The organism is Streptomyces sp. NPDC005808 (assembly GCF_042871385.1).
In the GTDB taxonomy this organism is placed as follows: Bacteria; Actinomycetota; Actinomycetes; order Streptomycetales; family Streptomycetaceae; genus Streptomyces.
Genome location: NZ_JBIAIK010000006.1, coordinates 92,262 through 104,921 on the forward strand (window position 1 = coordinate 92,262; position 12,660 = coordinate 104,921).

Genomic DNA, 12,660 nt, shown 5'->3' on the forward strand with positions numbered 1-12,660 from the left:
TGATCCCCTCACCGACGCCTACGAGGTGAGCTGTCGGGTTCGGGCGGGTGAGTGCCCGGTCGCGCACGCTTCGGTGCACGGCTTCACCCCAAGCCACTCCCGGTCAACTACCGGGCGCGGCGCTTACCTTGGGTCCCCCGCTCCTGCCTACGGCGCTTGACGCGACGACTGTTCCCGTACGGCCGTTGGCAGGATTCGGCGTTGCGACCGTCGGGGCCCGCGGTGGCGAGCGGTCACGACCGTAGACAGGCGATCGGCGGAATATCAAAGACGATCAGGGGGTCTGAGATCCATCTCTCATTCTCGCCAAAGTGGACATTCCATGGCGAAACATGACGTGAACTCCCGCCGCTTTTCGCCCTATTCAGCACCAACTGCAAGGCTCTGACCGGGCAGGATGAGGTTCGCGTCAGCGCCGACCGTTTCCTTGTTCTCGGCGTACAGCTCGGTCCATCCGCCGTCGAGACCAAGGGCGTCGGCGATGGCCGAGAGACTGTCGCCGGCCTGAACGACGTACGAGCCGTCGACGACAGCGCGAGCCGCGTCGGAGTCACGTGAGGCATGCCGTCCCGAAGCGGCATCATCCGTACGGCCGTCGGTCGCGCCCTCGGCGGCGGTGTCACCGCGGTGACGCCCGGCGCCGGTCGCCTCATCTTCGGGCGCACTCGAAGACTCGTCGGCCGGAGTGGACTTATCCGATTCATCACCGTTCGTGGCACTTGAGTCCGTGCTCGTGTCCGCGCTCGTGTCCGGGCTCGCTGCCGCACTCGCCTCCGCGTCCGGAGTGTCGGACTTGGTGGAGCTTCCGGTGCCCTCGGTCGCGTCCGTGGAGGGCGAGGCGGTCGGAGAGGGGGTGGACGATGCGGACGGGTCCGCGGAACCGGACGCGCCGGACGACGAGTCGCCCGCCACGCCCGTGTCGACCTCCACCGAGGCGGAGTTTTTGCTGAGCCCGGAGAGGGGTCCGCAGGTGGGCCAGGCGACGAGTCCCCGGCCGTCCAGGATCTTCTCGGCGACGGCTATCTGCTGCGAGCGGCTGGCCTGGTCGGCGCTCGGGGCGTACTCAAGACCGCCGTAGTTCTCCCAGTCCCACTGGGTCACATGCAGGCCGCCGTAGTACCCGTCGCCGGTGTTCTCGCTCCAGGACTCACCCGTCTCGCACTCCGCGACGCGGTCCCAGGTGGTGGTGTCGGCCGCGCTCGCACTCGTGGCACCGAGCAACGGGATCGCGATGGCCGATCCGGTCACTCCTGCCGCGACAATGAGAGCCGGGGCCTGACGGGGGCGACGATGACGGCCGTTCCCGGTGAGCATGCGGAAGCCCTTTCATGTGACAGCAGGTGACTACAGCGACATGCGGCGACGTCAGCCGACGTCTGCGACGCATGATCCGCGCTGTTCGTTGAACGTATCCGCACTCGAACGCTTGTCACAAGTCGATGCAGCGTAGATCACGTGAAGATCACAATGTTGATTGATCGTCAGCTTTTCGCGAACCCCGAAGTCCCTCAAGCCCGCCCGGCGGACAACTGGAGCGGAGCCGTGAACTCCACTGGAAGCGTGCGCAATCCACGCATAATGAGCCCGCCGCGCCAGCGCAAATCGGCGGAATCCCCTGCGAGTTGGAGGTCGGGGAGGCGGGTGAGAAGGGTGGCGAGCGCGGTCTGGCCCTCCAGCCGGGCGAGGGGCGCACCGAGGCAGTAGTGGATGCCGTGCCCATAGCCGAGGTGCTGGTTGTCACGGCGGGAGAGGTCGAGCGTGTCCGGCTGCTCGAAACGCCCGGGGTCACGGTCCGCAGCCGCCAGTACGACGAGGACGGGGTCGCCGGGAGCGATGTCCTGCCCGCCGAGCCGCACGGCCTCGGTCGCGTACCGCCAAGTGGCCAGCTCCACAGGGCCGTCGTAGCGCAGAAGTTCCTCGACGCCGGTCTCCAGCAGTCCGCTCTCCCCGGCGGCAAGCGACTTCTGCAGCCGCTGCCGCTGCTCGGGGTGGGTAAGGAGCGCGTACATGCCATTACCGATCAAATTCACGGTAGTTTCAAAACCGGCAAATAGTAGGATAAACCCCATTGCTGCCACCTCGTTCTCCGTGAGGTGCTCGCCGTCGTCGGAGGCGCGGATGAGGGCGGAGATGAGGTCCTCCCCGGGGGCGGGGTGTTCGGGCAGCGCCTCGCGCTTGCGGTGGATCAGCTCGGCCAGATACCCGCGCATCTTCTTCACGGACCGCGCGACACCGCCCCTCGGCCCTCCGCCGTGCCGGATCATCATCCCCGCCCAGTCCCGGAAGTCGTCCTGGTCCTCACGGGGGACGCCGAGCAAGTCGCAGATGGCGTAGATGGGGAGCGGGAAGGCGAACTCGTGGATCAGGTCGGCGGACCCCTTCTCCACGAACTGGTCGATGAGCTGATCGGCGAGCTCCTGCACACGGGGCGCGAACTCGGCCACCCGGCGGGGCGTGAACGCCTTGCTGACGAACCGGCGCAGCCGGGTGTGGTCCGGCGGGTCGATGTTCAGCAGATGCGTCATCAACTCGGCCTTGCGTTCACCCGGGATGCCCGTCTTCCCTTTCGCGTGGGCGGGTTCGACGTGATGCACCGGATTCTTGCTGAGCCGTCCGTCCGCGAGCGCCTGCTTGGCATCGACGTACCGGGTGACCAGCCAGGCCTCCACCCCGCTGGGCAGCCGGGTCCTGTGCACGGGCGCGTGCTCACGAAGCCAGGCGTACGCCGGATAGGGGTCGGTGGCGAACTCCCAGGTGAAGAGTTCGGGTGCGGGGCCTGCGGGGCTGAGGTGCTCGGTCACTCCCTGACGGTATCCGGGGAGACGGGGATGCCTTGTCCGGCCAGTCGCCGACCGGTGTTGAACCGGTGCCGGCCGCCTACCAGCGGTACTCAGCGGGCCTTTCTCCACCCCTCGCCCTCTTCACCCCGAGCTGTCCGTAAATCACCTGCTGTTTGACTTCGCGGCTCGACAAGTCCCTACAGTCGCGAAGTGGACCCCGAAATACTCAGATCCAGCTTCGCGGTCGTCGAGAGACGGGCCGAGTTCGCGGTCAAGTACTTCTACTCGCATCTGTTCCGGCACAACCCGGGCGTACGCGGGCTGTTTCCGCTGGACTTTCCGGAGGACATGGAGCGGCAGCGGGACCGGCTGTTCGCGGCGCTGACGTATGTGATGGAGCGGCTGGGGGATCCCGCGCTGCCGGGGTACCTGCGGGAGTTGGGGCGGGATCACCGGAAGTATCTGGCGGAGCCGGACCACTACGCCGCCGTGGGGGCGAGCCTGATCGCCGCGTTCACCTTCGTCGCGGGTTCGGCGTGGAACGCGGACGTCGAGAAGGCGTGGGCCGAGGCGTACGGGGCGATCGCCAACGTCATGCTCCAGGGCGCCTGGGAATCGCAGCAGCAGGGTGAACCGCCCTGGTGGGACGCCGAAGTCGTGTCCCGCACCCGGCACGGTGACGATCTCGCCGTGCTGACCCTGCGGCCCGACCGACGGCTGCGCTTCTCCCCCGGCCAGTACGTAAGCGTCAACGCCCCGCATCTGCCCGGCATCTGGCGCCCGTACTCGCTGGGCAACGCGCCCCGCGCCGACCACACCCTCGACCTGCACATCAGCCAGGTCGAGGGCGGCGTGCTCTCCACCGCTCTGGTCCGGCGGACCCGGGAGGGAGACATCCTGCGGCTCGGCGCGCCCGGCGGCGGGATGACCCTGCGAACGCCCGTCGAGCGGCCGCTGACCTTCATCGCGGCCGGTACGGGGTGGGCACCCGTCAAGGCACTGCTGCAACAACTGGACGCCACGCACGAGGCCCGGCTCTTCCTCGTCGCCCGGGACACCTCCTATCTGTACGACCGGTCCGCCGTCGAACGCCTTCAGGCCCGACTCCCGCTGCTCTCCGTCACGTTCATCACCCCCGCGCCCGGCCGGCCCAGAGCGGAGGCGACCGAGCGGTTGCTGACCGCGCTGGGCAACCGCGCGGGCTGGGAGCGACACGAGGTCTATCTGGCCGGTCCGCCCGGGCTGGTCGAGGAGATCGGCGCCGAGCTTCCCGGTCTTGGCACTCCGGCCGAGCGGATCTTCCACGACGTCCTGGCGCCGACCGCCGAAGACCGCACCCGTCCGCTGGGCACGGCGGAATGGCTGCTCGACCGTCCGCAACCGAGCTGGCACAACCCATCGGGCCGCGCACCGAGCGCGTGACCCCGGTGCCGGGTGGGCCTCATACCTCCCCGGCTCGCTCCGTCGCGCGGATCGCGTCGCGGTACGCGCGTGCCGCCGATCGCAGTGCCGTCTCCGGGTCGACGCCCTCGGCCTCGGCGCGGGCGGCAATGGCAAGGAGCTCGTAGCCGACGCCCTCGCCCCGGGGGAGTTCGACCTCAAGTCCCGCCGTACGCACCCGGGATGCCAGCTTCGCCGCCAGTGCCAGGCCCGGCTGGCCAAGCGGGATGCCCTCCGTCACGGACGTCCGGCGCTTCTCCTCGGCCTTGGTGCGCAGCCAGTGCTCCTTGACCTCCTCGGGGGTCGTGGCGGTCTCGTCGCCGAAGACGTGCGGGTGGCGGTGGATCAGCTTCGTGACGATGCCGCCGACGACGTCGTCGATGGAGAAGGGGGCGTCCTCGTCTTCCGGACCGCCTTCCTCGGCGATCCTGGCGTGGAAGACGACCTGGAGCAGGACGTCGCCGAGTTCCTCCCGCAGCTCGTCCCGGTCGCCCTCCTCGATCGCCTCGACGAGTTCGTACGCCTCCTCGATGCCGTACTTCGCCAGGCCCTCGTGGGTCTGCTGGGACGACCAGGGGCATTCGACGCGGATGCGGTCCATGACCTGGACGAGGTCGAGGAAGCGGGCTCCCGGCAGGTCGTACGAGGCGGGGAGCAGCTCCAGGTCCGGCATCTGTATGCGGCCGGAGCCCGCGAGCCGGGACAGCCCGTCGGTCAGCCGGGGCTCGCCCTCACCGGTGGCGACGACGACCACTGTGCGGCCGCCGGCACAGGCGTCGATCAGCTCCTGCGCGTTCGGCGCTGTCTCGTCGACGGTGATGCCCGCCTCGCGGAGGTAGGGCAGCTGCGGGTGGGCGCCGTCCGCGCACAGCACCTGATCGGCGCCGCGCAGCGCCTGCCAGGCGGGCCAGGACAGCAGGCCGGGGGCAACGCGGTGGCTGGTGGTGAGCAGGACGATACGGCCGGGGGCGGGGGTGCCGGGGGCGGGGGCAGCGGCGTCAGGCACAGGGGTGTCGGTGCCGGGCACAGGGGCATCGGTGCCGGTCGCGTCCGGGCCGCCGTCGAAGCTGGTTGCGTTCACCCCCCGAACGTAACCCACGCCGCCGACCGCCCCGCCGGTTATCCACAGGCCAGGCGGCCACCCCGCCCGTTCCCCGGTCGGACGGCCGTGCGACGTCGGCAACGGGCTCGGACGCGGAACCTTTTATCCACAGCCCCGGCCCGGTGCCCGCGGCTGTCCGTCACGCCGTCTCCGGCGTCTGGGCCGCCGTGACCTCCCGCAGCCACGGAGTCTTCACATCCACGCGGCTGCTCTTCTGGACGTCCCAGGCGCCGTAGCGCGGGTTCAGGTCGACGTCCAGTTTCTTGGAGGCCTCGGACATCGCCTTCCAGAAGGTGGCCTGGCCCTCGGTGGTGTTCATGTCGGCGCCGATCGCGGCGGCCAGCTTCTGGGCCTCGATCTCGGTGCGGAGGCTGTCGTCGAGACGCTTGGGCGCCACCCCGTACTGCTGCAGCCAGGCCGACTCCAGCGCCTTCGAGCCGCCCGCCTGCTCCTCCAGGGACGTGCGCAGCTGCTGGGTGTCCTTGCGGGTGACGCTCACGCCCGCGCTCTTGGCGGCCTCGTCAAGGACCCGGTCGAGGACCAGGGTGTGCAGGGTGTCGCGGGTGAGGCTGCTGGTCTGGGAGACGGCCTGCTTGTACTGGGCCTCGTCCGTGGAGGCGGCGCGCTGTGCCGTGCGCACCTCGTTCACACGGCTCTCCAGTTGCGCGACGGTGATCCGCTGCCCGCCGACGACGGCCGCGGCACCGGGATGCGCCTCGCTGCCGCAGGCGGTGAGAAGGGGGGCCGCGGCGACGATCGCGGCGGACAGGACGAGCGCGGTGCGGCGGCGGTGCAAGGAAGCCTCCCGAGGAGATTGTGCGGCGGTGCACAAAGTCTTGCGGTGATCGATGGTAGGCAGTGGCTCGTCTCTCGGCCAGCCATTCGACCAACGATTCGTCGAGAGTTGGGGTACTGCCGTGCTCCCCCGGGAGGCTCTCGTCCCGGACGTCCGTCCGCTAGCCGCGCGCGTTCGGTTCCCGCACTTCACGCTCGACGGCCCCGGCGACCTCGGCGCGCAGCCCGCCACCGGCGTGCGCGACAGTGACGTTCGTGGCCTTCGTGGCGCTCTTCGAGCTTGTCCCACCGTCCCCCACCAGTACGAAGCCGACCTTCTGGTACTGCGGAGCGGTCTGCGCGGCGGCGGTCACCTCGGGCTTTCCGGCTGCCAGCACCACGTCGCACGAGCGCTGCAGCAGGCCGTTGAGGTACGGCCGCGCGTTGGCCGTGGACTGCTCACCGGCCACGGCTACGTAACTGACGCGTGCGTGCGTCTTGAGGGAGGCGTCCTGCATGCCCTGCCAGACCTCGGCGTCGGTGGTCCCAGCTGTGATACCCGTCTGCCCGGTCAGCAGACAGGCGTCGACATCCTGGTAGTTGCGGGCCTGGGTGTCGGGCAACTGCCGTTTCCCGTCGCCGCGCGAGAGGACGTACCCGCTGACGACGACGGCCGCCGTCACGACCACAGCGCCCGTCACCAGCACGATCTGCCGACCGCTCAACACCCGCAGCCACAGGACGACGGACTTCGCGCCCGCTGTGAGCCGTGACTCCCGCATGGCATCGCGCGCCGCTTTCGCACGCCGTGCCGGCGGCACCTGTCTGACCCGCTTGACCACTTGGTTCTCGTACTTTCCTTGCGCTACGGGGCGTTGCTGGGGCTACGGGGCTACGGGTGCCCGACGCGTCCCGCACGCCGGGGCCAGACCGTCCAGGCGTGCACCGCGGCGCCCGCCATCGACAGCAGGATCAGGAGCAGGTCGTCCGCGAACTCCAGCCCGTGGGTGGTCTCGGGCGTGAACGCGAGCTCCATCAGCCACGCCACCAGCACCGCGCAGAACACCCCGAAGGCGGTCCAGTCGGCGCGGCTCCCCCGCCGAAGGGCGATGACGAGGGAGGGAACGGGACACAACAGCCCGAGGCTGGCGACGGGAATCGCCGCCAGCCCTGCCCGGACGACGAACGGCCGCCCGATCACGGGCACGCGCTCAACCCTCATGTCCCGCTCCCACTCCCTCACTCAAGACATCGGCCGATCAGACTGATGGCTCGGGCTCAGCCGGTGATGGCGACCGGCGCGTCCCACGCGTCGCGGTCCACGGTGATGGTGTAACCGCCCCGCGTTTCCTTGCTGTTGACGAGGTACTGGTGGGCTCGGCTGTGGTTGGTCCACTGGGTGGCGGCGAACGGCCAGTCGGTGGTCGTGGTGTTCTGCTTGTCCCACAGGGCGTACCAGAGGTTGCCCGGCAGGTCCGTGCGGTCGGTCGCCTGGGCGATGGCCTTCGCGCTGGAGCTGCTGAAGCCGTAGTACCCGGTGCGGTACGTCTTGGCGTGCAGCTCTTTGTCGAAGGCGCGTACGTACGTCAACACCGCGTTGTTGCACGCCGTGTTCGTGATGTCGTACGACTCCATGTCCAGGTAGATCGGGCTGCCGGCCTTCATGCCGAGGGCCGCCGCCTTGGCCACCGCGTCCGCACCGTCGGTGGTGCCCAGCGAGGCGGCTGTGGAGGCGGTGAGCTTCTCGGGGCTGGAACCGGTCTGGCAGGACGGCTGGGCACCGACGTACAGCGGGATGAGCTTCCAGCCGACCGTGCTGACCGACTTCACCCAGGACGCGGTGAGGTTGGGCTGGCTGCAGCCGCGGTTCTTGCCGCCGATGTAGACGGCGGCGGCTCCGTAGAGCCCGCCGTGCCAGGCCTTCATCGCGTTGAGCGAGGGCGCGGCGCAGGTGTCGAAGGCGCGGCCGGTGTACGTCTTCTGCGCGGGCCAGGTCGTGGCGGCCATCGAGGTCTGCGCGGCGATCCCGGCTCCGGCGACGACGGCTGCGCCTGCCGTGGCCCAGGCGATGTAGCGACGCTTCTTCGACATCCGGTGCTCGGACATCCCCACCCCATTCATGACACGCGCGCGTCACGGCACGCGGAACGCGCATGCCGGACGTGCATACCGAAGACAATTGAGCCCCTGAGACGGCGCCCATCCGACGCACCGGCGAAAGGCGCGCGACCCCCGGCGCCCGGGGCGAATCGAACCGTAACCGACCCCACGGCTGCACATGGAAAACACAGGATCTTGATCGCCACAAGATTCCCTCAAGGCACGGCAAAGTAGTGCGGCTCACGCCGGCCGGGTGCCCGCAGCACACGTACGGCAGCCCAGGTCCGGCGATCACGCGGCGACGCCCCGGCCGGCCGCGCCGAGCTCGCACCACAGCAGCTTCCCGCCCCGCCCGAAGAGATCGTCACCCAGCGGGGTACCCGCCCCACGCGTCCGCGCAGTGGCATACGAGGAACCGTCCACCCGACCACTGCGCCGAACTCATCGAGTCCCCCGCCCAATTGGAGCGCCACCACCCGGTCCTGGACCGCAGCAGCAAGCCCCCCGTTATCTTCTTCGCGGTTCCGCATCGGGACCGCTGGCCTCCGTGCCCGGCATGACTGTTCCCCCCTGTCGAAGGCATGACCCGGGGGGTGGTGTCACCGGGCCCGAGAGGCGCCGTGGAACTCCTCGGCCACGCCCACATCGGCGTCACCGCCGGCGTCTACGCCCACGTACGCCTCCGCCTCCAACGCCAAGCCATCGACGCCCTCGGCAGCGCACTCCGCCAGGACGTCAGCCCGGGTGATAGCGATGCGCCCCTCGCCGCAGCACCCCGCTGACCCGTCCGCCCGCGTTGCCGTCAGCGTTGCCGTCAACTGCGCCCAGAGATCATGATCGACCACAGGTCGCCAGGCGCGAGCGACTCACCTTCGCTCGCAAATTCATCAACGACGAAGAGAATCACGTGAGATTTCGCGATGCGATAGCACCGATATCCAGGTTGCCTCCGGAACTCCTCCAGGGAATAGGAGCCATCTCTTTCGATTTCTCTACGCAGAGCTTCGAACGAGACCGTTCGCGAGAGCTCAGAAAGGGAGGGCCTCAAGACATCCGGAATAACCTGCTCAGGCCGGCCCGTTAGCCGATGAACCTGGAGAGCGATACCCTCGCAGGATCCAGCGAACAAGCTGAATTCCAGAAGACCGTAGTCCAGACGGAGAGACTTCTTCCTGCGGTCTGCGACGCACTGGTCTCCGAGGACATCGCGGACCTGTTCAGCCGAGCTACCGAGGCCCAGACCTGCGACGGTTCCCGTCTCTGCCGCACGCGCAAGGAAGCTGATGGCCGTCACTCGATCTTCTCCAGCGCCTTGATCAGGAAGTGCATTTCAGGCGCCCGGTTGAGCGAATTTCCCCAGTTGTGGTCATTCATATCGGCCATAGCAGATCGCGCCTTGCCCGATAAGGTCGGCCTTAAGCTCTGGATTGTTCATGGTGGCACTTCGGGCAGTCGCCACATCACGCGTGCTAGCCATTCCGTTACTGAGGCGAATCCCTTCGAAACCGACTCCTCCATCACCATTCGGGAAGACTCGTATTTCGGAACTTCCAACGTGCATGTGCGCACCCTTCGTGGCCCAGTCCGATGCCGCCGGAGAAATCCGAATGTTAGGTGCCGCGCAATTGTGCACCAAGACCGGCGTGGCTCCCGACGAAGCCCGACAACTCCTCGTGGCCACGCGCGGCCACTGGTTGCACGCGCTGTTCGAACTCGCCCTCCACATCGGAACTCCGCAAGGGAGACTCCTCGGCCTCCATAGGGAAGACCTCGACGTCGGCACCGCCGCCGCCCGCCGCACCCTCCAGCGCACCAGCGTCGGCGGGCTCACCACGCTCCCCACCAAGACCCGGGCATCCGAACGCCGCATCGCCCTGCCGACCGCGCCCAGTCGCAAAAGCTCCACCACGAACTCGATCGACCATTTCAAGGAAGTCCAATCGATCGTTTCCCGTTCAGCTGTAGGAGCTCATAACCGATACCTTCAACCCCCCGAACCGCCGTGTCCGCATCGACTTCGTCGGAACCAGAATCCTCAAGCAACATAATCGCAGCGCCGATTACCTTAACCAAGGGTTCAGAGTTCATCTAACTAGCTCGCCTCACGATAATCGTGGATACCTTTGCGCACTCCATGAACCGAGCTCCAAGATGGCACGAAAGGCCCCACCGGAAGCAAGTCCAGTGGGGCCTATTCAGCCCCATCTTCAGAGCCACTAGATAGCGCAAACGAGGACCATTCAATTCGCTATATGCCTAGATCCGAACGCTTCCCGTTGATCTCGCCATAAAGCCAGTCCCCGTTGAAGAAAGCGCTCAGTACCACTGCTACCACTCACCCTAAGGGTTGTCCCGTAACTACCGGCCGGCCAGGGCGGGAAACTGCTGGGTCCGGTAGTCAGCAGAAGTCGAGCGGGACGCCCTTATCCACGCAGTACTTCAAGACATCGATCAGCTGGCGGGTGTCATCGATGCGCCGTTGGAGGACGGGATCGTCGGCGACTTGTGGCCGCTCGCCGACGATCGCTTCTAGCCGTGGCAGCACGGCCGCGCACTGAGCGGGGGCAAGGTCGCCGTCGTCGTCTGGATGGTTGAGCAGCGGCGCCAGCGTGGTGGCGATGCTGCTCCACGCGCGCTTCCCACCGAAGCCGACCATCTCGGGAAGAGCGAATCCCTCGATTTGAGCCAGCCACTCCCTGAACAGATTGAACCCGTAGTGCGACCACGAGATGTCCGGGCTGGCCACGTCGTCGTCTGCAGGGCAGAGCATGAGCCCCATCCATCGGCCTCCTTGCTTCGTTGGCACCCATGCTCAACTGGACGGAGGGAGATCAGCAACTGAAATGATCTGCCGCATGGCTGGTGTGATCACGGCGTCCAACCCGTCTTGGATAACGCCGTTCGCCGGGCTGAGCCCGCGCTACTTTCGCAAGTTAGTAACCAAGCTGCGCCGTGAGGGAGCAGATGCCGTCCGACGCGGCCGGCCTTGGAGCCTGCCGCTGGAGGACCGGGTCCTGCTGGTCGCGGCATATTGGCGTACCAACCTGACGTTGCGCCAGCTCGGGCCGCTGTTCGGGATCTCGAAGTCCGCGGCCGACCGCATCATCGACCACCTCGGACCCCTTCTCGCGTTCCAGCCACGCCAACGGTTCCGTCCGGACACTGTCCTCATTGTGGACGGAACCCTGGTGCCCACACGCGACCACACAGTGGCCGAGCAGTCGAAGAACTACCGCTACTCCACCAACCACCAAGTCGTCATTGACGCCGAAACCCGACTCGTCGTCGTGATCGGCAGACCTCTACCCGGCAACCGTAACGACTGCAAGGCATGGGAGCTCTCCGGCGCGAAGGCCGCCGTCGGCCGTACTACCGTGATTGCCGATGGCGGCTACCGCGGCACCGGCGTGGTCATCCCACACCGCCGTGAACGCGGCCAGACCGAACTCCCAGCCTGGAAGGAGGAACACAACACCTCCCACCGCAAGGTTCGTGCCCGCGTGGAGCACACCTTCGCCCGCATGAAGGGCTGGAAGATCCTCCGCGACTGCCGCCTCAAGGGCGACGGCGTCCATCACGCCATGCTCGGCATCGCCCACCTCCACAACCTCACTGTTGCTGGATAGACGAGGAGGCCACGCCAGAGCAGCCCGACTCAGCCGTTCGATCATTACGGGACAGGCCTTAGGGCTGTGCGAGGCCCTCCAAAGGAACCCTGCGCATGACTCTTGCCGCACCCCTGAACCACACCGTCAACGTCGACCCCCGAGGCAGGACGGCCTTGACCGCCCTTAGCCAAGTGGCGTCATGACGGACCGAGGGAAAACCTCCAGCGCGGCGAGGCGAAGGAGCCGCTGAGTCTTCGAGGGAACTGATCAGCGTCTGGCCTACCAGCGACCGACGACAGAGGTTCTGCGCGGATCCACGAGGTTGACCCCACGCTTCTCCAGCCTCTCTTCCAACGCCTCAATACCTCGACGCTTAGCATATTCGGACTCTTCGGAATAGATGGGAACCAGCCACGTGAATTCCACATCCTCACCGGAGTCCCCCGTCCGCCAGAATTCATGCTCCAGGGAATAGGGAGGCGACGCCAAGAAACGATCGGCCTCGGAGCCTTCGAGCCATGGGTGACCAAGGTTCACGATGGAGCCAATTTCCACTCTGTGACCGGGCAGTGAGTGGAAATACGCGACCATGGCCAGACTCTCCACGTGCCGCACGGACTCCACTGGGGAGAGAATCACGAATTCACGTCGAGGCACACCCGCCTGATAGCCGCCGATTGATACATAGACCCAGCTCTCTCGGGGCCGAAGCGGGGCAATACGGCGAACGTGAAACCCCGGAAGTCTTTCTTGGACAGGCCCTGCCGTCCATTGAAAATCCTCATGCTGCCGGTCGGGCCACATTCCGCGAAGGTGCGCATCGATTTCACGTTCTTGCATTCTGCCACCTCGAGTC

Annotated in this window: 12 protein-coding genes, 1 pseudogene and 1 riboswitch; of the genes and pseudogenes, 4 read left to right on the forward strand and 9 right to left on the reverse strand. The window is 67.2% G+C overall.

Features of this window, described 5'->3' with window-relative positions:
* A riboswitch (cyclic di-AMP (ydaO/yuaA leader) is annotated at positions 1-165 on the reverse strand.
* Positions 166-360: 195 nt separating this feature from the next.
* On the reverse strand, positions 361-1,248 hold the full coding sequence (locus ACFYPC_RS15395; protein WP_388675450.1) for a transglycosylase family protein: 888 nt from the start codon (positions 1,246-1,248) through the stop codon (positions 361-363).
* Positions 1,249-1,508: 260 nt separating this feature from the next.
* Positions 1,509-2,801 carry a cytochrome P450 gene (locus tag ACFYPC_RS15400; RefSeq protein ID WP_388675453.1) on the reverse strand — a complete coding sequence of 431 codons (1,293 nt, stop codon included), beginning with the start codon at positions 2,799-2,801 and terminating at the stop codon, positions 1,509-1,511.
* A gap of 189 nt (positions 2,802-2,990) precedes the next feature.
* On the opposite strand from ACFYPC_RS15400, the gene ACFYPC_RS15405 reads away from it, so the two are divergent.
* Positions 2,991-4,202, forward strand: a complete 1,212-nt coding sequence (locus tag ACFYPC_RS15405; protein WP_388675455.1) for a globin domain-containing protein — start codon at positions 2,991-2,993, stop codon at positions 4,200-4,202.
* 19 nt (positions 4,203-4,221) lie between these two features.
* On the opposite strand, the gene ACFYPC_RS15410 is transcribed toward ACFYPC_RS15405, so the two are convergent.
* The 5 genes from ACFYPC_RS15410 to ACFYPC_RS15430 all read right to left on the reverse strand — a co-directional run bounded on the left by ACFYPC_RS15410 (position 4,222) and on the right by ACFYPC_RS15430 (position 8,202).
* Positions 4,222-5,247: a nucleoside triphosphate pyrophosphohydrolase gene (locus ACFYPC_RS15410; protein WP_388676203.1), complete on the reverse strand. Its 1,026-nt coding sequence runs from the start codon at positions 5,245-5,247 to the stop codon at positions 4,222-4,224.
* Positions 5,248-5,461: 214 nt separating this feature from the next.
* Positions 5,462-6,118, reverse strand: coding sequence for a SurA N-terminal domain-containing protein (locus ACFYPC_RS15415; protein ID WP_388675458.1), 657 nt, complete (start codon positions 6,116-6,118; stop codon positions 5,462-5,464).
* Positions 6,119-6,278: 160 nt separating this feature from the next.
* Complete coding sequence (locus ACFYPC_RS15420) at positions 6,279-6,878, reverse strand: hypothetical protein (RefSeq protein ID WP_388675461.1); 600 nt, start codon at positions 6,876-6,878, stop codon at positions 6,279-6,281.
* Between the two features lie 110 nt (positions 6,879-6,988).
* Positions 6,989-7,318 carry a hypothetical protein gene (locus tag ACFYPC_RS15425; RefSeq protein ID WP_388675464.1) on the reverse strand — a complete coding sequence of 110 codons (330 nt, stop codon included), beginning with the start codon at positions 7,316-7,318 and terminating at the stop codon, positions 6,989-6,991.
* A gap of 56 nt (positions 7,319-7,374) precedes the next feature.
* Entirely contained in the window at positions 7,375-8,202 is an 828-nt protein-coding gene (locus ACFYPC_RS15430) for a glycoside hydrolase domain-containing protein (protein ID WP_388675467.1), read from the reverse strand.
* A 614-nt stretch (positions 8,203-8,816) separates the two neighbouring features.
* Here ACFYPC_RS15430 and ACFYPC_RS15435 point away from each other — a divergent pair.
* Both ACFYPC_RS15435 and ACFYPC_RS15440 read left to right on the forward strand, forming a co-directional pair.
* Positions 8,817-8,978, forward strand: a complete 162-nt coding sequence (locus tag ACFYPC_RS15435; RefSeq protein ID WP_388675470.1) for an integrase — start codon at positions 8,817-8,819, stop codon at positions 8,976-8,978.
* 870 nt (positions 8,979-9,848) lie between these two features.
* Positions 9,849-10,079, forward strand: a pseudogene (locus tag ACFYPC_RS15440) (site-specific integrase); the annotation flags it as partial.
* 515 nt (positions 10,080-10,594) lie between these two features.
* Here the strand turns inward: ACFYPC_RS15440 and ACFYPC_RS15445 are convergent.
* Positions 10,595-10,975, reverse strand: a complete 381-nt coding sequence (locus ACFYPC_RS15445) for a hypothetical protein (protein WP_388675473.1) — start codon at positions 10,973-10,975, stop codon at positions 10,595-10,597.
* A gap of 76 nt (positions 10,976-11,051) precedes the next feature.
* On the opposite strand from ACFYPC_RS15445, the gene ACFYPC_RS15450 reads away from it, so the two are divergent.
* Positions 11,052-11,822, forward strand: coding sequence for a transposase (locus tag ACFYPC_RS15450; protein WP_388675475.1), 771 nt, complete (start codon positions 11,052-11,054; stop codon positions 11,820-11,822).
* Positions 11,823-12,083: 261 nt separating this feature from the next.
* Here ACFYPC_RS15450 and ACFYPC_RS15455 read toward each other — a convergent pair whose 3' ends face one another.
* Positions 12,084-12,644: a suppressor of fused domain protein gene (locus ACFYPC_RS15455; RefSeq protein ID WP_388675478.1), complete on the reverse strand. Its 561-nt coding sequence runs from the start codon at positions 12,642-12,644 to the stop codon at positions 12,084-12,086.
* Positions 12,645-12,660: the final 16 nt, after the last annotated feature.

Coding starts and splice junctions, on each gene's coding strand:
- ACFYPC_RS15420 (WP_388675461.1), bottom strand. CDS start 6,878: ATGCGGGAGTCACGGCTCACAGCGGGCGCGAAGTCCGTCGTCCTGTGG.
- ACFYPC_RS15445 (WP_388675473.1), bottom strand. CDS start 10,975: ATGGGGCTCATGCTCTGCCCTGCAGACGACGACGTGGCCAGCCCGGAC.
- ACFYPC_RS15425 (WP_388675464.1), bottom strand. CDS start 7,318: ATGAGGGTTGAGCGCGTGCCCGTGATCGGGCGGCCGTTCGTCGTCCGG.
- ACFYPC_RS15430 (WP_388675467.1), bottom strand. CDS start 8,202: ATGTCCGAGCACCGGATGTCGAAGAAGCGTCGCTACATCGCCTGGGCC.
- ACFYPC_RS15455 (WP_388675478.1), bottom strand. CDS start 12,644: ATGCAAGAACGTGAAATCGATGCGCACCTTCGCGGAATGTGGCCCGAC.
- ACFYPC_RS15450 (WP_388675475.1), top strand. CDS start 11,052: ATGGCTGGTGTGATCACGGCGTCCAACCCGTCTTGGATAACGCCGTTC.